General features: G+C 33.0%; 19 protein-coding genes. 16 read left to right on the top strand and 3 right to left on the bottom strand.

Going from position 1 to position 22,872, the window contains the following annotated elements:
* Positions 1–14 precede the first annotated feature (14 nt).
* From ruvA to MG292_RS11340, 13 genes are all read left to right on the top strand, one after another.
* Positions 15–596 (top strand): Holliday junction branch migration protein RuvA, encoded by a 582-nt coding sequence (gene ruvA, locus MG292_RS01400; RefSeq protein ID WP_264534474.1) that lies wholly within the window; start codon positions 15–17, stop codon positions 594–596.
* 22 nt (positions 597–618) lie between these two features.
* A complete protein-coding gene (gene sov, locus MG292_RS01395) occupies positions 619–7,782 on the top strand; it encodes a T9SS outer membrane translocon Sov/SprA (protein WP_264534475.1) in 7,164 nt (2,387 codons plus the stop codon).
* Between the two features lie 68 nt (positions 7,783–7,850).
* Positions 7,851–8,231, top strand: coding sequence for a glycine cleavage system protein GcvH (gene gcvH / locus MG292_RS01390; RefSeq protein ID WP_264534476.1), 381 nt, complete (start codon positions 7,851–7,853; stop codon positions 8,229–8,231).
* A complete protein-coding gene (locus MG292_RS01385; RefSeq protein ID WP_342032615.1) occupies positions 8,224–8,613 on the top strand; it encodes a VanZ family protein in 390 nt (129 codons plus the stop codon). Before gcvH ends, MG292_RS01385 begins: the two co-directional genes overlap by 8 nt.
* A gap of 42 nt (positions 8,614–8,655) precedes the next feature.
* Positions 8,656–9,795: an MFS transporter gene (locus tag MG292_RS01380; RefSeq protein ID WP_264534477.1), complete on the top strand. Its 1,140-nt coding sequence runs from the start codon at positions 8,656–8,658 to the stop codon at positions 9,793–9,795.
* 71 nt (positions 9,796–9,866) lie between these two features.
* The gene (gene cyoE, locus MG292_RS01375) at positions 9,867–10,769 is read left to right on the top strand and encodes a heme o synthase (protein ID WP_264534478.1); all 903 of its coding nucleotides are present in this window, start codon (positions 9,867–9,869) and stop codon (positions 10,767–10,769) included.
* Positions 10,770–10,771: 2 nt separating this feature from the next.
* A complete protein-coding gene (locus tag MG292_RS01370; RefSeq protein WP_264534479.1) occupies positions 10,772–11,359 on the top strand; it encodes a cytochrome c oxidase subunit 3 in 588 nt (195 codons plus the stop codon).
* 43 nt (positions 11,360–11,402) lie between these two features.
* Positions 11,403–12,380, top strand: a complete 978-nt coding sequence (locus MG292_RS01365; RefSeq protein WP_264534480.1) for a cytochrome c oxidase subunit 3 — start codon at positions 11,403–11,405, stop codon at positions 12,378–12,380.
* 21 nt (positions 12,381–12,401) lie between these two features.
* Positions 12,402–12,752 carry a cytochrome C oxidase subunit IV family protein gene (locus MG292_RS01360; RefSeq protein ID WP_264534481.1) on the top strand — a complete coding sequence of 117 codons (351 nt, stop codon included), beginning with the start codon at positions 12,402–12,404 and terminating at the stop codon, positions 12,750–12,752.
* Positions 12,753–12,830: 78 nt separating this feature from the next.
* Positions 12,831–13,472 carry a hypothetical protein gene (locus tag MG292_RS01355; protein WP_264534482.1) on the top strand — a complete coding sequence of 214 codons (642 nt, stop codon included), beginning with the start codon at positions 12,831–12,833 and terminating at the stop codon, positions 13,470–13,472.
* Between the two features lie 11 nt (positions 13,473–13,483).
* Complete coding sequence (locus tag MG292_RS01350; RefSeq protein WP_264534483.1) at positions 13,484–14,167, top strand: SCO family protein; 684 nt, start codon at positions 13,484–13,486, stop codon at positions 14,165–14,167.
* 2 nt (positions 14,168–14,169) lie between these two features.
* Positions 14,170–14,715, top strand: coding sequence for a DUF420 domain-containing protein (locus tag MG292_RS01345; protein WP_264534484.1), 546 nt, complete (start codon positions 14,170–14,172; stop codon positions 14,713–14,715).
* A gap of 103 nt (positions 14,716–14,818) precedes the next feature.
* The gene (locus tag MG292_RS11340; protein WP_374505499.1) at positions 14,819–14,959 is read left to right on the top strand and encodes a hypothetical protein; all 141 of its coding nucleotides are present in this window, start codon (positions 14,819–14,821) and stop codon (positions 14,957–14,959) included.
* Between the two features lies 1 nt (position 14,960).
* Here MG292_RS11340 and MG292_RS01335 read toward each other — a convergent pair whose 3' ends face one another.
* The gene (locus MG292_RS01335; RefSeq protein WP_264534486.1) at positions 14,961–16,370 is read right to left on the bottom strand and encodes a DUF4403 family protein; all 1,410 of its coding nucleotides are present in this window, start codon (positions 16,368–16,370) and stop codon (positions 14,961–14,963) included.
* A gap of 181 nt (positions 16,371–16,551) precedes the next feature.
* On the opposite strand from MG292_RS01335, the gene MG292_RS01330 reads away from it, so the two are divergent.
* From MG292_RS01330 to tsaB, 3 genes are read left to right on the top strand one after another with little or no spacing between them, the layout of a single operon-like run.
* Complete coding sequence (locus MG292_RS01330; RefSeq protein ID WP_264534487.1) at positions 16,552–17,916, top strand: TolC family protein; 1,365 nt, start codon at positions 16,552–16,554, stop codon at positions 17,914–17,916.
* Positions 17,917–17,922: 6 nt separating this feature from the next.
* Positions 17,923–19,203 (top strand): efflux RND transporter periplasmic adaptor subunit, encoded by a 1,281-nt coding sequence (locus MG292_RS01325; protein WP_264534488.1) that lies wholly within the window; start codon positions 17,923–17,925, stop codon positions 19,201–19,203.
* A gap of 6 nt (positions 19,204–19,209) precedes the next feature.
* Positions 19,210–19,884: a tRNA (adenosine(37)-N6)-threonylcarbamoyltransferase complex dimerization subunit type 1 TsaB gene (tsaB, locus tag MG292_RS01320; protein WP_264534489.1), complete on the top strand. Its 675-nt coding sequence runs from the start codon at positions 19,210–19,212 to the stop codon at positions 19,882–19,884.
* On the opposite strand, the gene MG292_RS01315 is transcribed toward tsaB, so the two are convergent.
* Both MG292_RS01315 and MG292_RS01310 read right to left on the bottom strand, forming a co-directional pair.
* Positions 19,868–21,883 carry a thioredoxin domain-containing protein gene (locus MG292_RS01315; protein WP_264534490.1) on the bottom strand — a complete coding sequence of 672 codons (2,016 nt, stop codon included), beginning with the start codon at positions 21,881–21,883 and terminating at the stop codon, positions 19,868–19,870. The genes tsaB and MG292_RS01315 overlap by 17 nt on opposite strands.
* 55 nt (positions 21,884–21,938) lie before the next feature.
* Entirely contained in the window at positions 21,939–22,838 is a 900-nt protein-coding gene (locus MG292_RS01310) for a NifU family protein (protein WP_264534491.1), read from the bottom strand.
* Positions 22,839–22,872 lie beyond the last annotated feature (34 nt).

The raw sequence follows: 22,872 nt of genomic DNA, 5'->3' as shown, positions 1-22,872 counted from the left end.
TCCCCCACATAATTATGATAGCACATATTCAAGGAAAATTAGTAGAGAAAACACCCACCGAAGTTGTAATTGATTGCGGTGGAGTTGGATACCAAATTAATATTTCGTTACATACTTATTCTTTACTTCCGAATTCAGATCAAATTAAATTATTTACATATCTTCAAGTAAAGGAAGATGCGCATACTTTATTTGGATTTGTTGAAAAATCAGAAAGAGAAATTTTTAAAATGCTTTTGTCGGTTTCTGGAATCGGGGCAAGTATAGCTAGAACGATGCTTTCGTCATTAGAACCCAAACAAATAATTCAAGCAATAGCTTCAGGGGATGTAGGGACCATTCAATCCATAAAAGGAATCGGAAATAAAACAGCTCAAAGGGTTATTCTGGATTTAAAAGAGAAAGTCATTAAATTATATGATTTAGATGAAGTTTCTATGGTGCAGAACAATACAAATCGTGATGAAGCGTTATCTGCTTTGGAGGTATTGGGGTTTGTTCGTAAATCTTCTGAAAAAATAGTCGAAAAGATTATCAAGGAAGATCCAGATGCTTCTGTAGAGACCATTATAAAAAGAGCATTAAAAAGTTTGTAATTACATAAAGAAACATTAATTTATGAATAAAATTTGTCAGCTATTGCTAATTTTATTTTCTACTTATGTAGTTCAAGCTCAAGGTACATCTGTTGCTCAAGATACGATACCAAAAGGATACTCGACAGGAAAAATTGCGATTAAAAATCCAAAGAGTATTTTATCTGGTTATACTTATGATCCGGTTACTGATCGATATGTTTATACTAATTCTGTTGAAGGTTTTACAATTGATTACCCCATAATCTTAACTCCAAGAGAATATGAAAACTTAGTATTGAAGGAGTCAATGCGTAATTATTTTAGGAAAAAATTAGATGCAGTAGATGGTAAAAAACAAGGTGCTGATGCAGCTAAAAAAGATTTATTACCTAAATATTATATTAAGTCAGGTTTGTTTGAAACTATTTTCGGAGGCAATACTATTGATGTAAAACCTACGGGTTCCATTGAGATGGATTTAGGGATGCGTTATACAAAGCAAGACAATCCTTCTTTTTCATTACGTAATCGGACGAATACCACTTTTGACTTTAATCAGAGAATAAGTCTTGGCTTAACAGGTAAGGTAGGTAAGAGATTGAATGTTAATGCTAATTATGATACACAATCTACGTTTTCTTTTCAAAATTTAATAAAACTATCTTACGATCCTAAGTATAGTGCTAGTGAAGATGCAATCATTCAAGATATTGAGATTGGTAATGTTAGTATGCCTTTAAACAGTACTTTAATTCGAGGTGCACAAAGTTTATTTGGGGTAAAAACTAAATTACAATTTGGTAAAACAACTGTAACAGGTGTGTTCTCTGAACAAAAATCTAAAACCAAAAGTGTTGTTGCTGAAGGAGGAGGTACAGTTCAAAATTTTGACATTTTTGCATTGGATTATGATAGTGATCGCCATTTCTTTTTATCGCAATATTTTAGAAATAAATATGATACAGCTTTAAAAAATTATCCATTTATAGATAGTAGGGTTCAAATAACAAGGCTTGAAGTATGGGTAACCAATAGACAGAATCGCATTACAACAACCAATAATAATATTAGGAATATTATTGCTATTCAAGATTTAGGAGAGAGTCAGCTGTCAGGGTTAACTGATGGCGAAGTAGTTGTATTAAGTCCTTCAACAGGAATGTTTAGTCAGCCGGCAGATTCTCCATCAGATAATACCAATAATAAATTCAATCCTGATTTGATTAAATTAGGAACAGGATTATTGAATCCCAATATTCGAGAGATGGTTACAGCCAAGTCAGGGTTTAACGTTTCTGTTAGTGAAGGTCAAGATTATTCTAAACTAGAAAACGCTCGTAAGCTGAACCCTAATGAGTACACTTTTCATCCTCAATTAGGGTATATTTCGCTTCAGCAAAAATTAGCCAACGATGAGGTTCTTGCAGTTGCCTATCAGTATACAATTGGAGAAAAAGTTTATCAAGTAGGAGAATTTGGTAATGATGGAGTTGATGCAACAGTAGTTACAGGAAACACGCCTTCAACTCAGGCAGTAATTACTCAAAGTTTAATTTTGAAAATGCTTAAAAGTAATTTAACAAATGTCAAAAATCCTGTTTGGAATTTGATGATGAAAAATATTTATCAAATTCCTGGAGCATACCAGCTTAAAAAAGAAGATTTTAGGTTTAACATTTTATATACTGATCCCTCTCCATTAAATTATATCACACCTGTATCAGGAAGCCCTTTCCCTGTGAATCCAACTCCGGATAACAAAGTGGCAGAAACACCATTGTTAAAGGTGTTTAATTTAGATAAATTAAATTATAATAATGACCCACAAGTAGGAGGTGATGGTTTTTTTGATTTTATGCCTGGCTTAACTATTGACGCTCAAAATGGCCGAATTATATTCACAGTTAAGGAGCCTTTTGGAGAATTACTTTTTTCAAAATTAACGAATCAAGGTTCTGGTGAGAGATATAGTGATGTGGATACATATAATCCAAATCAAAAAAAATATGTATTTAGAAATATGTATCGAAATACTCAATCTGGAGCATTACAGGATAGTGAAAAAAATAAATTCTTATTAAGAGGAAAATACAAATCATCTACTGGCGATGGAATTCCTATAGGAGCCTTTAATGTACCTCAAGGTTCTGTTAGAGTTACTGCGGCAGGCAGAGTATTGGTTGAGGGCATTGATTATAGTGTGAATTATCAATTAGGACGAGTTCAAATTTTAGATCCTTCATTACAAGCCTCTAACACTCCTATAGAAGTTTCATTGGAAAATAATTCCATCTTTGGACAGCAAACCAGAAGGTTTATGGGAGTAAATGTAGAACATAAAATTTCGGATAAATTTTTAATTGGAGCTACATTCTTAAAAATGACCGAAAGGCCTTTTACTCAAAAGTCAAGTTTTGGACAAGAGTCTGTGAATAATACAATTTTTGGATTCAATACCGCTTTCTCATCTGAAGTGCCTTTTTTAACTCGTTTAGCAAATAAATTACCTAATATAGATACCGATGTTGCCTCTAATCTTTCAGTAAAAGGTGAGATTGCATTTTTAAAACCAGGTACTCCAAAAGCAGATCAATTTCAAGGAGAATCAACAATTTATGTAGATGATTTTGAAGGTTCACAATCAACTATTGATATGCGATCTCCCTTGGCTTGGAGTTTGTCTTCTACTCCTGTTAATGATACAGAAAGCAGGTATGATTTTAATGAAAGTTCAAATGATTTGGCCTATGGATTTAAAAGAGCGAAGTTAGCTTGGTATTCTATAGATCCTCTATTTTATACTCAAAAACCAGGCGGAATTACTTCGGATGATCTTTCTCTAAATGCTACTCGAAGAATTTTTAGTAAAGAATTATACCCTTTGACAGATATTGCACAAGGACAATCTCAAGTAGTAAACACCTTAGATTTAAGTTATTATCCTTCCGAAAGAGGTCCCTATAACAACAATCCTACTTTTTCTTCTAATCCGAGAGGGAATTTTGGGGGCATCATGCGTGCTATTAATGCTACTAATTTTGAACAAGGAAACGTTGAATACATTCAGTTTTGGGTATTGGATCCCTATGTTGGTCAAGGAGCGGCTCCATTGTCTAATTCAGGAAAAATCTATTTCAATCTTGGAGAAATTTCAGAAGATGTATTAAAGGATGGTAGAAAACAATATGAAAATGGATTAGGAACAGATCAAATTTTAGTAAATCCAAGACCTATTTGGGGTAATGTTCCAGCCTCTCAATCGCTTATTTATACTTTTGATGGGAATGCTACTAATAGAAACAATCAAGACGTTGGTTTAGATGGTTTAAAAAACGATGATGAAGCAGCAACCTACTCTAATTTTTCTACAGAAACTGACCCGGCGGCAGATGATTATATGTTTTATCTTAATACAACAGGAAGTGTATTAGATAGATATAAAAATTATAATGGAACAGATGGGAACTCAGCAGTTTCAGTAGATACACCTAATAGAGGATCTACTACAATGCCAGATGTTGAAGATATCAATAGAGATAACACAATGAATACCATTAATGCGTATTATGAGTACAGTATTGATATGATGCCTAATATGGCAATAGGACAAAATTACATCACTGATATTCGAAATACTCAAGTGGAGTTGCCAAATGGATCAACTACCGAGGCACGTTGGATACAGTTTAAAATACCTGTATCTCAACCTCAAAACACGATAGGTTCTATTACGGATTTTCGTTCTATTCGTTTTATGAGAATGTTCATGACTGGCTTTTCTAGTCCTGTAACACTTCGTTTCGGATCATTGGATTTAGTTAGAGGAGAATGGAGAAGGTATGCTAATACATTGGATTTTAGAGATACAAATAGTGATGATGATAGAACGGATTTGGATGTTTTGGCAGTAAACATTCAACAAAACAATGAAAGATGCCCTATCAACTATATTACACCTCCAGGAGTGGTTCGTGAGCAGTTATATAATAACAATACTGTAATAAATCAAGATGAACAATCACTTTCTTTAAGAGTTTCAGGTGATGGATTAGAGTCAGGAGATTCAAGAGCAGTGTTTAAAAATGTGAGTGTAGACATGCGTCAATTTAATAAATTGAAGATGTTTTTGCATGCAGAGTCTTTACCTAACGAAATTGCTATTCGCGATAATCAAATGATAGGATTTATTCGTTTTGGAAATGATTTTACTCAGAATTTTTATCAAATAGAAATTCCTTTAAAGGTTACTTTACCTTCCTCTTCGGCTAATTCAGGTTGTTCGCCATTAAGCCCAGAAATAGTTTGGCCTGAAGAGAATCAGATAGATTTAGCTTTAGAATTGCTAACTCAATTAAAAATTAAGTCAATGGGCGTTGATCCTACAACACTTCCTATAGATGGGATTTATTATCAAAACGAAGATGAATTAAATCCAAAGTTGGCTAATAAGACCAATAAGTTGCGATTAGGAATAAAGGGAAATCCTAATTTTGGGTTAGTAAGAACCTTGATGGTGGGGGTAAAAAGTAATGAAGCTTCAAGGCGAATTAAAGGAGAAGTTTGGTTTAATGAGCTTCGACTGGCAGATATGGATAATAAAGGAGGTATGGCTGCTATTTTGAATGTAGATTCAAATATGGCTGATTTTGCTACAGTTTCGGCCTCAGGTAAAAAAAGTACTATCGGGTTTGGGGCTTTAGAACAGGGTCCAAACGAGAGAAGCAGAGAGGATATTCAACAATACAATATTGTAACTAATTTTAGTTTAGGAAAGTTATTACCAAAGAAATGGGGAGTTAACTTACCTTTTAATTACGGTGTTGCAGAAGAAGTCATTACTCCTGAATACGATCCTTTCAATCAAGATATTAGGTTAAATCAGCTTTTAGATAATACTACAGATGCTTCAAAAAAAGCAAATATTCGTAATAGAGCGATTGATTACACAAAACGTACGAGCATCAATTTTATAGGAGTTCGAAAAGAAAGGGCCCCTCAGCAAAAACCACACATTTATGATATCGAAAATTTTACATTTTCTCAATCAATTAATGAGGTAAAACGACATGATTTTGAAATTGAAGATTATTCAGATCAAAAAGTAAGTTCTTCTGTAGATTTTGCTTATACTTTTAATTCTAAAGCAATTGAGCCGTTTAAGAAAGTAAGTTTTATGAAAAAAAGTAATTATTGGAAATTACTTCAAGACTTTAATTTTAATTTTTTACCTGCTTCGGTTACCTTTAATACAGATATAGTTAGACAGTACAATCGTCAACAGTTTAGACAAGTAGATGGTGTAGAAGGAATAGGTTTAGACGCATTATATAGACGAAATTATGCCTTTAATTATCAGTATGGATTTAATTATAATTTATCCAAATCTTTAAAATTAAATTATGCAGCCTCTTCTGGGAATATTGTGAAAAGTTATTTGAATCCTGATAATACTTCAAAAGAAGGATTGACGGTTTGGGATGATTATTGGAATATTGGAACCCCAAACCAACATCAACAACAAGTTGTTCTTAATTACGAACTTCCAATTAACAAAATTCCTCTCTTTAGTTTTGTAAAAGCGAATTACTCCTATACTGCCGATTATAGTTGGCAACGTGCCTCAGAGGCATTATCAAAGATTGATATAGGAGGCACTACCTACAACTTAGGGAACACTATCCAAAATGCAAATTCCAATAATGTAAATGCTACATTGAATATGGAAACACTATATCGCTATTTGGGTTTGACTAAATCAAAGCAACAAAATAATTTTAAACCAAGCAAGAGTGTAGTTCCAAAACCAGGAGAAAAAGTGGTAAAAACGAACATGCAACAAAATCAATCTAATTTGTTTTTAGATGGTGTTATGGGGGTTTTAACAAGTGTAAAGAATATCCAAATGAATTATACGTATAATAGCGGAACAGTTTTGCCGGGGTATACGCCGAGTATAGGTTTTTTAGGAACCTCTAAGCCTACTTTAGGATTTATTTTTGGAAGTCAAGATGACGTGAGGTATGAAGCGGCAAAGCAGGGTTGGTTGACTAATTATCCAGAATTTAATCAAAATTTTACCCAAGTAAAAAACAAGATATTTAAAGCATCGGCTAATCTAGATGTATTTCCAGATTTAAAAGTTGATTTGAATTTAGACCGATCATACTCTGAAAATTTTTCGGAACAGTACGATGTTGCTAATGGAGTTTATAATTCTAGATCACCTTATTCATCAGGAATTTTTTCTATTTCTACCGTTTTAATTAAAACCTCATTTTTGTCTAGTAATGCAAATTCGTCTGTTGCATTTGATGATTTCAGACAAAATAGACTAGTTGTGGCTAATAGATTAGCTCTTCAGCGAGGTATAGATATAACTAATCCGGCGAATATTGATGGGGATGGTTTTCCAGTAGGTTTTGGAAAAAACAATCAGGCGGTTTTGTTACCAGCTTTCTTAGCGGCTTATTCAGGAAGTAATGCAGCAAGTGCTTCCTTGGGAATTTTTAGAAGCCTTCCTTTACCTAATTGGTCTTTGCGATATAATGGATTTATGCGGTATGAATTTTTTAAGAAAAATTTTAAGCGTGTTTCGTTACAACACAATTATAGGGCTTCGTATACAATTAACGCTTTTCGATCTAATTTTGAATTTGATAAAGATCCAAATGGAGTTGATAAAAATGGGAATTATTATAATTCCACTATTATGTCAAATGTTAATTTAGTAGAGCAATTTAGTCCATTGGTTCGTATGGATATGGAATTGAAAAATTCGTTAAAGGTTTTAACAGAAATCAAAAAAGATCGCGCTTTGTCGATGAGTTTTGATAATAATTTATTGACCGAAGTAAAAGGGATTGAATATGTAGTTGGACTAGGATATCGTTTCAAAGATGTTATTTTTTCTTCGCGATTAGCAGATAGTCCTACTGGAATTATCAAAAGTGATATTAATGTCAAAGCAGATTTGTCATTAAGAGATAACAAGACAATTGTACGATATTTGGATTATAATAAAAATCAATTAGCAGCAGGACAAAACATTTGGACTTTAAAAGTAACTGCGGATTATTCGTTAAGTAAGAATCTTACAGCGATATTTTATTATGACCATTCTTTTTCAAAAGCAGTTATTTCTACTACTTTTCCTTTAACGAATATTCGTTCAGGTTTTACTTTGAGGTATAATTTTGGAAATTAATTTTTAATTCTAATCTAAATTTCAAATGAAGATAGTACCTTTGCCACAATTAAATTAATTCACATATTATGAATATACCTGCAAATTTAAAGTACACAAAAGATCACGAATGGGTAAGCATTGATGGAGATGTTGCTACCGTTGGAATTACTGATTTCGCTCAAAAAGAATTGGGTGATATCGTTTATGTTGAGGTTGAAACTTTAGATCAAACTTTGGATAAAGACGAAGTTTTTGGAACAGTAGAAGCAGTTAAAACAGTTTCTGATTTGTTTTTGCCTTTGTCTGGCGAAATTATTGAATTCAACGAAGAATTGGAAAGTACTCCAGAAAGTGTGAATTCAGATCCTTATGGAGCAGGTTGGATGATAAAAGTAAAGGTTTCTGATTTGGGAGAAGTAGATACATTACTTTCAAGTGAGGCCTACAAAGAATTGATTGGTGCTTAAAAATATCTTTTTTTGGATTGCATTGTGCTGGACAGGAGTGGTAAGCTTTTTTTGTTTGACTTCTTCTAATGATATTCCAACGGTTAACATTCCAAATTTAGATAAATTTGTTCACGCTTTTTTTTATTTTGTTTTTACCATACTTTGGTTTTTGTTTTTCAAAAAACAAGTTAAAAAAAAGAATCAGTTTAAGTTTCTTGTAGTTGCTGTTTGTTTTTCTTTATTATTTGGAATAGGAATTGAAATTTTGCAAGACAAATTGACCACAACAAGAAGCGGAGATTGTTTTGATGTATTGGCAAATTTAATAGGTACAATTATCGCGTTTAGTTTTGTGCTTTTTGCTAAGCAAATAAAGAAAAATCAGAATACAAATGAATAGATAAGTCCCACTTCGGTGGGATTTTTTATACCTTGATAAGTTATGAAAATACAACCTACTTCTGTTATATCGTTTGCTCTTTTCTTGATAACTTTAGCGGTTAACATATCAATGCCGCTTTTTAGACCGTATGCTGAGGTGGCGGGATTCAATAACGGTCAGACGGCTTTGGTATTAGCGACTTATATTTTAGGTATGCTACCTTGTTATGTATTCCTAGGTGGTATTTCAGATCGAATAGGTAGGAAGCCAGTCCTGCTTTTTAGTTTATTTTTGGCTTTAGCTTCGAATCTTACGATAACGGTGTTTCCAACAGTTTACGCGTTGATTTTTGCTCGGTTTTTTCAAGGTGTGGCTTTGGCATTAAGCATGGGAACAGGTACGGCTTATATTTCAGAGATTCTTGCTTCAAATGTGAATGCGTCTGTTCGTGCTGCTAATGCTACTTCAATGGCAACAGCAATTGGCTTTAGTGGAGGCGCCTTTATGACAAGTATTGCTTTATTGATCCATTTTACTTATTTACCTATCACTTATTTTGTAGCTATTGTCATTACGCTATTGGGAATTGTATTGGCTTTTTTTCTTCCCAAATTGCCTCCTATTGGAGGAAACCTAGTTCGATTACCGTATTTTCCTAAAGGGTCATTTCCGGTTAATTTGTCAATTGCAATTTGCTGGGCTACTACAGGAGTGGTTATTGCAATCATCCCTACTCAATTGGCCACATTCCATTTAACAGCTTATGCGGGATTTTGTTTGGTACTAATTAATTGGACAGGTGGATTCATGCAGCCATTTATCCGTAAAAGATTTCAGCCTAAAACAAGTCTTAAATTAGGATTTGCGATTATTCCTTTTGGTTTCGGATTAGTGATTTTAGGGTCCTATTTGGGAATGTTACCAGTTGTTTTGTTAGGGACCGCTTTTATTGGTTCTGCAGCCTATGGATTTAGTTATCAAGGAGGATTAGCTATAATTGCTGATCTAGGAGGCAGTCAAAAAGCACGTGCTGTTTCGGGCTATATGTTTTTTGGTTATGTTGGGTTTGGTATTCCAGCTGTAGTATTAGGATTTTTAGCAGATGCGGTAGGAATAGTAACTTCATTATTGACTTTTGAAGTTGTAATCCTGTTTTTGAGTTTGTATTTGTATCTAACTTTTGATAAAGCAAAAGATTGATTTTAGGTGTAAAAAATCTAAAATTCAGGCGCTACTTTCTATAATCTTATTTGTATCTTCGCGCCAGTTTTATGCTAAATACATTGAGTACTATTTCTCTTAAATCCATTTATATCGATTTTAAAGCAATCACTAAAGCCGGTTTGGCTGTCAGTGTTGTATTTTCATCTATTGCGGGTTTCGTGTTAGGTGAGACCGATTTCCATTCATTTCATTGGCTTGTATTACTCAAATTAGCCATTGGCGGGTATTGTATGGTGGGGGCTTCTAATGCTTTTAATCAAGTGATTGAGAAAGATTTAGATGCTTTGATGGATCGGACTAAAAATAGACCCATTCCTGCTGGCAGAATGCAATCAAATGTTGCTTTGACTATTGCAAGTTTGTTGACTATAATCGGGATTTTTCTATTATATACAATCAATCCTAAAACAGCTATGTTTGGTGCGATTTCCATTTTTTTATACACCAGTGTTTATACCCCATTAAAAACAGTTACCTCTTTATCGGTATTCGTGGGGGCTTTTCCAGGAGCTATTCCATTTATGTTAGGATGGGTGGCGGCAACAGGTAATTTTGGTATTGAGGCTGGGACTTTATTTTTGATTCAGTTTTTTTGGCAATTCCCTCATTTTTGGGCAATTGGATGGTTTTTATATGAAGACTATGAAAAGGCGGGTTTCTTTATGTTGCCAACAGGAAAAAAAGATAAAGGAACGGCACTCCAAGTAATTTTATATACGGTTTGGTTGATTGTTGCGTCGCTTTTGCCAGTTTTAGGATATACAGGGCAATTATATATTACACCAATTGCTGCGATTATTGTGTTTTTGTTAGGCCTCTGGATGTTGTTTTATGCTGTGAGATTGTATCAATTACGCACCGCTAAAGCGGCAAGAACTTTAATGTTAGTAAGTGTTTCGTATATTACTTTGTTGCAATTAGTTTATATATTTGACAAATTTTTAAGATAGTTATGAATATGACAATGATACAAGACGAAGAAAAAGCCAGAAAATCAAGGTCGGCTAAGTTGATTTTATTGTTTGCGATGGTTAGTATGACCATGATGTTTGCAGGTCTTACAAGTGCTTTTGTGGTGAGTAAATCAAGGGCCGATTGGTTGAAAGATTTTCAATTACCATCAGCTTTTTACATAAGTACAGCTGCAATTATAGGGTGTAGTGTAACATTTCATTTGGCTAAAAAAGCAATACAAAGGGATGATCGCTCTAAAACTACTGCATTTCTTTTAAGTACTTTAGCGTTAGGAGTGTTATTTGTAATTTTGCAATTTGTTGGTTTTGGGCAGATAATTTCTGAAGGGTATTATTTTACGGGTCAAGCGAGTTCTATTACAACTACCTTTCTTTACATTGTTACGTTAATGCACCTGTTGCACTTGGCGGGAGGGATAATTTCACTTTTAATTATAATTTATAATCATTTTAAACAAAAATACAATTCAACACAAACTCTTGGAATTGAGCTGGGTGCGATGTATTGGCACTTTCTTGATATTCTTTGGGTTTATTTATTTTTATTTTTATTTTTCTTTAAATAAGAAAAAAACGTAAATTTGGGAACTTTTTAACGAATAACTTTTTATGGGAGCGACAGTTACTACTGCAAATAGTGAAGAAAAAACTTGGGGAGGCGGAAATGAGCCAATGGGAGCAAGTTATGGAAAATTAATGATGTGGTTTTTTATCGTATCAGATGCCTTAACATTCTCTGGATTTTTAGCTGCTTACGGTTTTTCTAGATTTAAATTTATTGAAACATGGCCTTTGGCTGATGAAGTGTTTACACACTTTCCATTTATGCATGGAGTATCTGCTCCAATGTACTATGTGGCATTGATGACATTTATCTTGATTTTTTCATCAGTTACAATGGTTTTGGCAGTTGATGCAGGACATCAGTTAAACAAAAAGAAAGTAACTATTTATATGTTTTTGACGATCATCGGAGGTTTAATTTTCGTTGGTTCTCAAGCATGGGAATGGAAAAATTTTATTAAGGGAGAATACGGTGCTATCGAAACAAAAGGAGGTAGTTTGCTTCAGTTTGTTGATAAAGAAGGACATAGAGTGGCCTTAGCTGATTTTGCTGCGACCTTACCTGAAGAGAGAGAACAGTTGTCAAGAAATAAAGCTAAATGGTTTATGGATGAACCAACCTTACCAACGTATTCAGTTGCAGAGGTTCAAGCTGGTTTTGCTGCTCATCCAGACTTGTTAATAAGAACAGAGACAATAACTAAAGACAAAAAGAAAACAGTTTTGTCCAGAGAAGAGTCTGAAGCAAGATTAAAAGAGGCAAAAATTGTGGTGGAAGGAGCTAATTTAATCAGAAACGAATATGGTAATAAGTTATTTGCTGATTTCTTCTTTTTTATAACAGGATTCCACGGTTTCCACGTTTTTTCAGGAGTTATCATTAATATCATTATCTTTTTTAATGTTCTTTTAGGAACTTATGAAAAAAGAAAGAGTTATGAAATGGTTGAAAAAGTGGGGTTATACTGGCACTTTGTAGATTTAGTATGGGTATTTGTTTTTACAGTATTCTATCTTGTTTAATTTTCAAAAAAAGTAATTATCATGTCACACGAACACGTATCAAATACTAGCAGAATCTGGAAAGTTTTTGGGATTCTTTCAATAGTAACAATTATAGAAGTTATCCTAGGAATTATTAAACCTGAATCGCTTCATATGACGAATCTATTAGGAATGAATTTGTTGAATTGGATATTTTATGCATTAACGATTTTTAAGGCGTATTATATTGTATGGGCTTTCATGCATATAGAAGGAGAAAAAGCTTCTTTACGAAATTCAGTAGTTTATCCAGTAGTGTTTTTAGTTATATATATTCTGTTTATTTTATTAACAGAAGGAGACTATGTTTTTGAGGTTTTTAGAAATTCTACAATTAAATGGAATTTTTAACACGATATTAATTCAAAAAAAAGGTGCGCTTTGCGTGCCTTTTTTTATTTTTGTACTTAAATAACATACCCTTTTCAAATGAAAAAAAAAATAGTCCTTTTTATACTTTTTGTTTTACCAATAGTCGCTTATCTTTTTTTCGCTTCAGGGGTAAATAGTTATACTAAACTGCCTGTGCTAAAGTCGAAAACTGCTGATTTTGGTAATTGGACGTCATTACAAGGTAAAAGAGTAAGTTTAAATGGCAAAATTACTATTCTAGGTTTTGCAGGAAATAATTTGGTAAAGAATAGAGGTAACTTATTTAATCTCAATCAGAAAATATATCAGCGTTATCATGGGTTCAAAGATTTGCAGTTTGTCTATATTTGTCCAGTAGGGACAGAAAAGGATGCAAAAAAAATTCACGAAGCTTTTGAAGCGTTTACTGACATGTCCCAATGGCAATTTATTTTTGCAACACCATCAGAAATACAACAATATTATAAGCAATTAAATTTAATAAGTCCTTTAGATAGTGTAATGGGGACTTCTAATGTTTTTATTATTGATAAAGAGAGAAATCTTAGAGGAAGAAAAGCGGATAAAGAATATAAAGAGGGTTATGACACATTTCATCCTTCGGAATTAAGTAACGAAATGTTAGATGATTTTAAGGTGATTTTGTATGAATATCGTGCTGCCTTGAAAAAGAATCATAATGCATCAAGACAGATTTAAGAGTATATACTATGAAGAATAAGTCTTATATTGGAATATCTTTTATTATTTTAGTTTTTGGAATACTTGTTGTTCCAAAAATTATAGATCGAATACAAGATGGCGCTGTTACTTCAGCAGATAGGCTAGATAAAGTAGAAAGTAGACTTTCTGAAAATGAGAGTTTGATAAAGATTGGTCCAGCACCGAAATTTGAACTTATCAATCAGGATAATCAAAAAATTTCGAATGCTACTTATAGGGGGAAAGTATTTGTAATTGAATTTTTCTTTACAAGCTGTCCTACGATTTGCCCAAAGATGAATCAAAGTATGTTGGCTATTGAAAAACAATTTTTTGGGAATCCAAACTTTGGTATCGCTTCGATTAGTATTGATCCAGAAAAAGATTCGCCTCAGGTATTAAAAGATCATGCTAAATTATTAGGAGCAACATCATCAAATTGGCATTTTCTTACAGGTGAGAAGGCCTATATTTTTGATTTAGCCAATAAAGGGTTTAACTTGTATGCGGGAGAAAATGAAAAGGTGAACGGCGGATTTGAACATTCTGGATTATTTGCATTGATTGATAAAAATGGGAATATTCGTTGTAGAAAAGACAAATTTGGAAATCCAATTTTGTACTATGATGGTTTAGATCCAGAAGGAGTAAAAGACATTCAAGAAGATATTAAATTACTATTAAAAGAATAAAAATGAAAGACAATTCAACAGTAGATCAAAAATATAATAAACTCATCGTATTCGTATCTGTATTGATACCTGTGGTGGTAGCAGTTTTGTTTAATGTTAAATTAAATGATTTGGGGTATAATGTGGAGCCGTTATCTTTTTTACCACCAATTTACGCAACAATTAACGGATTTACAGCTGTAGTCTTAGTTAGTGCTGTATTAGCTATTAAAAAAGGGAATAAGAAATTACACGAACGTCTAATGACATTTGCCATTGTTTTGTCATTGGCTTTTTTAGTAATGTATGTTGCTTATCATATGACTTCTGATTCAACAAAGTTTGGAGGAGAAGGAGTAATTCGATTGGTGTACTTCTTTTTGTTGATATCGCATATTCTGTTGTCTATTGCAGTGATACCATTAGTTTTGATTACGTATGTTCGAGCTTTGGCGGCTAAATTTGATCCACATAAAAAAATAGCTAAAATTACTTTTCCAATTTGGTTGTATGTTGCTGTTACGGGAGTAATTGTGTATATAATGATAGCTCCATATTATGTTCATTAATAGACATCTTAATATTAAAAATAAGAAAATAAGGTTGATTTTTAGAGTCTGTCTCTATCTAGTTTTCTTTTTTGTTTTTTCTACTTCAAATGCACAATGTGCGATGTGTAGAGCTGCTCTAACCAGTGAGGGCAATACAACTAAAGCCGAAGCTGTAAACGACGGAATTGTCTATCTGATGGTAATTCCCTACTTATTGGTGGGAGGAATAGGATATGCTATTTATAGGATGAAAAAGAAATAGTTTATTTCAATCCATCAACTGTAATATTGACTTCACCGCTTATCTTTAAAAATGCAATAATGGCTTGATTAGTCAATTGTATTCTTTTGAATTGAATATCTTCAATTTTGCCATTAACAAAAACCCCTGCCATGGGGGAATAATTTTTCAAATAAGCCATTATGCTTATCTTGCCTTCGTCTAAATTAGTTTGAATAGAATAGTGGCAATTGGCCTGAATTTTATTTAAAATATAGCCTTGTGCTAACCAATTAGCGGTTTGGAGTAATTTGTTTTTAGTATCTAAGGCATAATCCATTTGATCAAAATAAATTTCCTTGGTAGTTTCATTGTATTTAGGTATACCTGTTAAATAAACAGTTCCATTGAGGCTCCCAAGAACATCTAAACCAATTACCATTTTACTGTTTTTATGCCAAATACTTACATTGTGAACTTTGATTTTCTTTTTGCCTGAACCAAATTCTTGACCTGAAAAATTCTTCGTTAGGATTTTTGAAGCTTCATCATAATTTGAAACAGCAGTGATATTGGCAGTGATTTGATTTGGAATTTTGGCTACAGGTTTTAAAACAATAGTATTTGCGTTGAATTTTGTTTCGGGTTTCTTACCTATTAGTGTTTCCATGATACATCTAATCCCCATATCTAAAAGGATTGTTTGGTTTTTTAGGATGGCATTAGTACTGTAAATTTCAGTAGGGGTAATTCGTAGCCAACTTTCGTATTGTTCACTCATTTGGAAAGGAATACTTATTTTTTCCAAAGCATGTACTACATTGGATTTAAAATCCATTGATTTGGCAATCGATTCGTCAATTTTTTGTTCGATTTTCGATTTGAAAAGAGTTGTACTAGAGTTAATAAGAAAAGTTATGGGAACATTTTTTCCAAAAAGTACCATTGTCGGACTCTCGTTCCAATTTAGCGATTCCAATTTGGTTTTAGTATTCAATTTCCAATTCACTAGTTCCACTTCGCTATTTAATGTAATTATGCCATTGAAATTGAACTCTTTAATGGTGTATAAAGCAAGTCCCATTTTTTTTGTTCCTATCCGATATTTCACATTTGCTTTTAATGGGAGGATGGTTTTTATCTTTCTATCAGTATCTTTTGAACTGTTTTCAATTGTTATTGGGGCAAGTTTCCAAATCTTTATTTCAATATTGTCATCTTCAATAATGTTATCTTCGTAGATTAAGCCGTTTAGTAGGTTATTCGTTGTGTTTTCAATATCTTTTAACTGTATGGTGATGGGTAAATTGATAAAAGAGGGAGTGTTTTCGTAAACCAATGGAATAGCATCATCAGGCTCAGGCTTGAAGGAATTTATTTTTGAAGGGGTAGAACAGTTAGTTGTTACAACTACCAATAGGAATAAGAGGGCAAGATTGTAAAATCGTTCCATTACGTCATTATTTGATTAACAAAATTACTAAAAGAATTATAATTTTGATTGTAGTTGTAACAAATAGAGGATTATTTAGTCTAACGAATGTTGGTTTAAAATAATAGTTACAGTATTACTGATAGAATTAGTATAGAAACCTTAAATTTGTGAATATTTTTTGAACATTCATTTGAATAATATGAGAAACAATAATTGTTTAATTTATATTGTGATCCTTCTTTTTGGATTATCAATTCAGGCGCAATCCAAGAAATGGACACTAGAAGAGTGTGTAAAGTATGCTTTAAGTAATAATATAACGATTAAACAATCAGAACTTGATACTAAAGCGGCTATAATTGATACAAAAAGTGCTTTAGGAAAGTTTTTACCTTCACTTAACGCTAGTACATCTCATTCATGGAATATTGGTTTAAATCAGGATATTACAACGGGTCTTCTGCGAAATCAAACCAATCAATATACATCAGCAGGAGCTAATGTAGGGATTGATATTTATAAAGGGTTACAAAATCAAAACAATTTAAGAAAGGCAAATTTAGCCTTGGTAGCTTCAAAATATCAATTGTTGAAAATGCAAGAAGATGTTGCCTTAAATGTAGCTAATGCTTTTCTTCAAGTACTTTTTAATAAAGAAAATCTTAAAGTTCAACGAGAACAATTAGCCATAAATGAAAAACAATTAGCACGTTCAATTGAATTGGCAAATGCAGGTTCAATTCCTAGGGGGGACGTTTTGGATACAAAAGCTAATTTAGCTCAAAATCAACAGAATGTTGTGATGGCTGAGAATAGACTACTAATTTCTAAATTGAGTTTAGCTCAGTTGTTACAGTTAAAAGAATTTGAAGAATTTGACGTTATTGATGCTACTGAGATAAAAGAGGATGTGTCAATTTTGTCGCAATCTCCGAATACTATTTTTGAAAAGTCAAAAATGATTAGAACAGAGCTAAAAATAGCACAAACAAATTTAGAGATTGCTCAAAAAAATCTTCAAATTGCTAAAGGTTCATTTCAGCCTACTTTGCAAGGGTATTATGGGTTTAACACACGAATTTCGTATGCTGATGTAGCAACAATTTCAGGCAATTCAATTCTGATGCAACCTGCACCAAAATTTTGGAATCAATTTAATAATAACAAAGGGCAGAATTTTGGATTTCAATTATCGGTACCTGTATTTAATGGCTTTGCAACAAAGAATAATGTGGAGCGTTCAAAAGTGAACGTAGAAAAATCAAAAATTGCTTTAGAACAACAAGAGTTAGATTTACAACGAAATGTATTTACCGCTTTTACAGATGCTCAAGGAGCTTTAAAAGCTAATGAGTCAGCTATAATTGCTTTAGAAGCAAGACAAGAAGCTTTTAATTATGCAAAAGAAAAATTTGCGGTAGGATTAATGAATGCATTTGATTTTACACAAGCTCAAACACTATTAGTTAATGCACAATCAGAAGTGTTACGAACGAAATACGATTATATTTTCAAAATTAAAATACTGGAATTTTATTTTGGGATACCAATTATTAAAAACTAATTTATTATGTCAAAGAAAACCTTATACCTTTTAATAGGTGGAGCAGTCGCTTTAATTACATTGTTAATCGTTTTGTCAAAAACGGGAGTAATTGGAAATAAAGATGAAGGTAAAGAAATTGAAACAGTAAGCGTAGCTACCTCTACCATTGTCGAGACAGTTTCTGCTACAGGTAAAATTCAGCCAGAAATTGAAGTTAAAATTGCATCAATGGTTTCGGGTGAAATTATTGAGTTGCCAATTAAAGAAGGTCAAGTTGTAAAAAAAGGAGATCTCTTAGTTAAAATCAATCCAGACTTATATACCTCTGGTCTGAATAGAGCTCAAGCTAATTTATCGGGAACCAAATCTGGTTTGCAACAAGCGGATGCTAGTTTTAATGAAGCGAAAGCAAATTATGAAAGAAACAGAATATTGTTCCAAAAAGGTATTATTTCTAAAGCAGATTGGGATAAATCAGTTGCTTCGTTTGAAGTCGCAAAGTCGAATAAAGAATCGGCGTATTATAATGTAAAAAGTGCCTCAGCTACTGTAAATGAAGCCAAAGATAATTTAGGAAGAACAGTAATTTATGCGCCTGCAGATGGAACAGTATCTGTTTTGAATGTGGAATTAGGAGAACGGGTTTTAGGAACACAACAAATGGCTGGAACTGAAATTTTACGAGTAGCTAATTTGAACAATATGGAAGTTGAAGTAGATGTAAATGAAAATGATATTGTTAAAATAAAAGTAGGCGATGAAGCTAAAGTGGAAGTAGATGCTTATTTGAAAAAAGAATTCAGAGGAGTGGTTACGAGTATTGCTAATTCAGCAAGTTCCGCTTTAACAGCTGATCAAGTGACTAATTTTAAAGTGAAAGTGCGCATTCTAAAAGAATCATACCAAGATTTATTAGCAGGTAAACCATCCACTTATTCACCATTTAGACCAGGAATGACAGCTACTGTTGATATTATAACGAAAACAAAAAAGAATGTTTTAGCAGTGCCAATTAGTTCGGTTGTGGTAAAATCAGACACCGCGGCTGTAAAAGAAATTAAAGTAGAAGATCCAGAAGAGCAAAAAGCAGCCCCTAAAAGTGATAAAAAAATGGAGTGTGTTTTCGTAAAAGTAGGAAATAAAGCTAAAATTAAGGTAATTAAAACCGGTATTCAGGACGATACTAATATTGAAGTTGTAACTGGACTTAAAAAAGGAGATGTGGTAATAACAGGACCTTATACAACAGTATCTAAAGAATTAAATTCTGGGGATAAAGTAAAAATTAAGAAAGATAAGAAGTAATTAGCGTTGCATTATATTTTAAATATAGAAACGGCTACAAAAAACTGTTCTGTAGCTTTGGCAAAAGATGGGCAAACTATTCTTTGTAATGAAATTGCAGAAGAGGGGTATTCTCATGCAGAACAGTTACATGTCCTTATTGAAAAAACCTTACTAGAAGCAGGGATTTGTTTCCAAAATCTAAAAGCAGTTGCAGTGAGTCAAGGTCCGGGTTCTTATACGGGATTACGAATAGGAGTTTCTGCCGCTAAAGGTTTGTGTTTTACCTTAGATATTCCTTTAATTGCGGTAGATACTTTGCAAGTGTTAGCCTCTCAAGTAAAAGTCACAGAAGGATTAATTGTTCCAATGATCGATGCTCGAAGAATGGAAGTGTATAGTGCTATTTTTAATTCCAAATTAGAAAAGCGACGTGAGGTTCGGGCGGAAATTATTACTGAAAATTCTTTTGACACAATTTCGGGAACGGTTTATTTTGTTGGCGATTGCGCCGATAAATGTAAAGCTGTTTTAACAAAACCTAATTTTATTTTCTTAGAAGAGATTAAATACCCTTCGGCAAAAGAGATGAGTGTTTTGAGTTTCTTTAAATTCCAAAATAATGAATTTGAAGATGTAGCTTATTTTGAACCGTATTATTTAAAAGATTTTATGATTACTACTTCTAAGAAAGTTGGTTAATCACTTCTTGAAAATCTTCCAAAGGTAATTGGCACGTTTTGTTTTGGCAAACATAAAAGAGGGATTTACCTTCAACAAAACGATTTTGTAAGAAAGGCAAGCGCGATGGTTTTTCGTTCCCTGCAATAATTACATTCGGAAAATATAAAGCTCTAATCATTTTGTTTATTTCTCTTGCATCTGTTCCACAAATAGCCAATTCTTTATTTTGTTCAGATATAGTTAAAGCCAAATCCAACCAATTGGAATAAGCCGATGGATAATCGATATTAGGTAAAAGAATAGTGAGCATTTGTTTGGCTACCTTTTCGTAATACGAGTTGTCAAAATAGATACTGAGTTGGTATAGGTTTTTTGCCATCACTGAGTTGGAAGCCGGAATTACATTGTCTTCCGTTTCAAAATGCACACTGATTAACGCTTCGTCTTTATCCGAAGTGAATCTAAAAAATGCTTGTTGCTCATCGTAAAAATGTTCTAGGGTATAATCCGTAAGTTGCTTGGCATCGTAAAGCCATTTTTCTTCAAATGTGACTTCATATAAAGCAATAAAAGCTGCAATTACAAAACAATAATCTTCTAAATAACCATTTATGGTGCTTTTCTCATTTTTATAACTGTGGAATAAATTTCCTTCATTTGACCACAGCTTTTTGATGATGAAGTTGGCATTTTCAAGGGCAATATCGAGATATTCTTGGTTTCCTAATGCTTTAAAAGCATCAATATATCCTTTTAGCATTAAGGCATTCCAAGAAGTTAGACATTTATCATCTAATCTTGGTTTAGATCGTTTTTCTCTTTCGTTATAAAGTAGTCGCTCCCAGATTTTCTTTTTGGTTTCTAATTCAGTTGTAGTAAGTTGATTGAGTTTGGCAATAGTTTCGATACTTTGATTCTGAATTAAAACATAATTTTCATCTTCCCATAAGCCAAAAGAATTAATATTGAACACTTGACTGAATAAGTAAAAATCCTCCTTTAGAATTGTCTTTAATTGAGGAATTTTCCAAACATAAAAAGCACCTTCTGCTAAATGGTTTTTGTCATTCAAACTATCAGCATCCAAAGCAGAAAAGAATCCGCCTTCAGCAGTTTTCCATTCTTTTTTTACAAAATCTAATGATTTCTCAATGATTTCTTTATACAGTGGATTCTGTGTCAACTTGTATGCGTCGCTGTACAATGAAATCAGTTGTCCATTGTCGTATAACATTTTTTCAAAATGAGGCACATGCCATTTTAAATCAACTGAATAGCGAGAAAATCCGCCATCAACAGTGTCAAAAATTCCGCCATATCCCATTTTTGTTATAGTGAGATTCACAAATTCTAACAATTCAGCGTCCTTATTTTGATGAGCATAACGAAGTAGGAATTGATAATTGTTGGGCATCATGAATTTTGGCGCTCTTGCCATGCCACCAAAATCCCAATCAAAACTCTTTTTCCATTTGGAGACTAAATTTTCTAAAAGCAATTTTTGATTGGAATTTTCACTACCGTCATTTTGGATTATGGAAATAGCTTCAATTCCTTGATGCAATTTTTCGGCATAGTCTACCATTTTTTCAGGTGCCAATTGATACATTTTTTGCAACTGTTCCAAAGTATCTATCCATTCGTTCGTTCTAAAATAAGTGCCACCCCAAACAGGTCGACCGTCAGGGAGTGCTACAATATTTAAAGGCCAACCACCGTGACCTGTCATGATTTGTACCGCTTTCATGTACACAGCATCTACATCAGGACGTTCTTCTCGATCTACTTTAATATTAACGAAATGAGTGTTCATTACGGTAGCTACGGCTTCATTTTCAAAACTTTCATGTTCCATTACGTGACACCAATGACAAGCTGAGTAACCAATGCTGATAATGATAAGTTGGTTTTTTTCTTTGGCTTCAGCCAAAGAAGCGCTATTCCAGGCTTTCCAAAAGACTGGATTATTGGCGTGTTGTAGTAAATAAGGACTGGTTTCTAAGTGAAGCTCGTTCATTTTTTTGATGCTAAAAAAAGCGTTTCTACATGAAACGCTTTTGGTATTTGGATGATTAAGCGTTTGCCGCTTCTACTATAATGGTATCGTCATTGAGCATTGTTTTAAGTAAACTTTCAATTCCGCTTTTTAAAGTAAATGTAGAAGAAGGGCATCCGCTACAAGCACCTTGTAAAATCACTTTCACTACTTTATTTTCTTCATCGTAGGATTCAAAAGCAATATTACCACCATCAGAAGCTACAGCAGGTTTAACATACTCTTCTAAAATGCTGATAATTTTTTGTGAAGTAATATCTAGGTTGCCAAAATCCTCTGACTTTTTAGTTTCTTCAACAATCGTTTTTTGAACAAAATTTTCTTCTAATACTGTTCCTCCGTTTTCAATAAACTGTTTGATATAACTTCGTAATTCCAACGTGATTTCATCCCAATTATTAATATCATATTTAGTAACTGAAATGTAGTTTTCGTCAATAAAAATTTCCTTTACATAAGGGAATTTAAACAATTCTTTTGCCAAGGGTGATGAAGCTGTTTGATCAATATTTTTAAACTCGACAGCGTTTCGTGTTAGCATTCGGCTTACTACAAATTTTAAAGCCGATGGGTTTGGTGTGGTTTCTCCGTAAACGGTGATGGGTTGTTTTTTTGCTTTGTTCTCGTCTTGTTTGATGATTATTCCGCCATCAGCAACAAATTTCTCAATTTGTTCAGCAACAGCCTCTTTTACATCGTTCCATTCTACAATGCTAAAACGTTCAATTGCGATGAAATTCCCCGAAATATAAACTGTTTTTACAAAAGGTAAATAAAAAAGTTGTTGTGCCAAGGGAGAAGCTCCTGCTTCATCAATATTTTTAAATTCAAAATTTTCATTTTGAGTAATAAAATCAGAAAATTCAAATTTTAATATGGTTGGATTTTGAGTTTCTTTTATGGTAACTTTTGTCATGAGTTTTATTTTTTTGCAAATTTACTAAAGTTAT

It is taken from the genome of Flavobacterium keumense (assembly GCF_029866485.1).
Lineage (GTDB): Bacteria > Bacteroidota > Bacteroidia > Flavobacteriales > Flavobacteriaceae > Flavobacterium > Flavobacterium keumense.
Note: the sequence above shows the minus strand (reverse complement) of the source record. Positions and strands in the feature narration are given on the sequence as shown.

Bases quoted from the DNA above. Each gene is read 5' to 3' on its own strand.
- ruvA (WP_264534474.1), top strand. From the start codon at position 15: ATGATAGCACATATTCAAGGAAAATTAGTAGAGAAAACACCCACCGAA.
- sov (WP_264534475.1), top strand. From the start codon at position 619: ATGAATAAAATTTGTCAGCTATTGCTAATTTTATTTTCTACTTATGTA.
- gcvH (WP_264534476.1), top strand. From the start codon at position 7,851: ATGAATATACCTGCAAATTTAAAGTACACAAAAGATCACGAATGGGTA.
- MG292_RS01380 (WP_264534477.1), top strand. From the start codon at position 8,656: ATGAAAATACAACCTACTTCTGTTATATCGTTTGCTCTTTTCTTGATA.
- cyoE (WP_264534478.1), top strand. From the start codon at position 9,867: ATGCTAAATACATTGAGTACTATTTCTCTTAAATCCATTTATATCGAT.
- MG292_RS01370 (WP_264534479.1), top strand. From the start codon at position 10,772: ATGAATATGACAATGATACAAGACGAAGAAAAAGCCAGAAAATCAAGG.
- MG292_RS01365 (WP_264534480.1), top strand. From the start codon at position 11,403: ATGGGAGCGACAGTTACTACTGCAAATAGTGAAGAAAAAACTTGGGGA.
- MG292_RS01360 (WP_264534481.1), top strand. From the start codon at position 12,402: ATGTCACACGAACACGTATCAAATACTAGCAGAATCTGGAAAGTTTTT.
- MG292_RS01355 (WP_264534482.1), top strand. From the start codon at position 12,831: ATGAAAAAAAAAATAGTCCTTTTTATACTTTTTGTTTTACCAATAGTC.
- MG292_RS01350 (WP_264534483.1), top strand. From the start codon at position 13,484: ATGAAGAATAAGTCTTATATTGGAATATCTTTTATTATTTTAGTTTTT.
- MG292_RS01345 (WP_264534484.1), top strand. From the start codon at position 14,170: ATGAAAGACAATTCAACAGTAGATCAAAAATATAATAAACTCATCGTA.
- MG292_RS11340 (WP_374505499.1), top strand. From the start codon at position 14,819: ATGTGTAGAGCTGCTCTAACCAGTGAGGGCAATACAACTAAAGCCGAA.
- MG292_RS01335 (WP_264534486.1), bottom strand. From the start codon at position 16,370: ATGGAACGATTTTACAATCTTGCCCTCTTATTCCTATTGGTAGTTGTA.
- MG292_RS01330 (WP_264534487.1), top strand. From the start codon at position 16,552: ATGAGAAACAATAATTGTTTAATTTATATTGTGATCCTTCTTTTTGGA.
- MG292_RS01325 (WP_264534488.1), top strand. From the start codon at position 17,923: ATGTCAAAGAAAACCTTATACCTTTTAATAGGTGGAGCAGTCGCTTTA.
- MG292_RS01315 (WP_264534490.1), bottom strand. From the start codon at position 21,883: ATGAACGAGCTTCACTTAGAAACCAGTCCTTATTTACTACAACACGCC.
- MG292_RS01310 (WP_264534491.1), bottom strand. From the start codon at position 22,838: ATGACAAAAGTTACCATAAAAGAAACTCAAAATCCAACCATATTAAAA.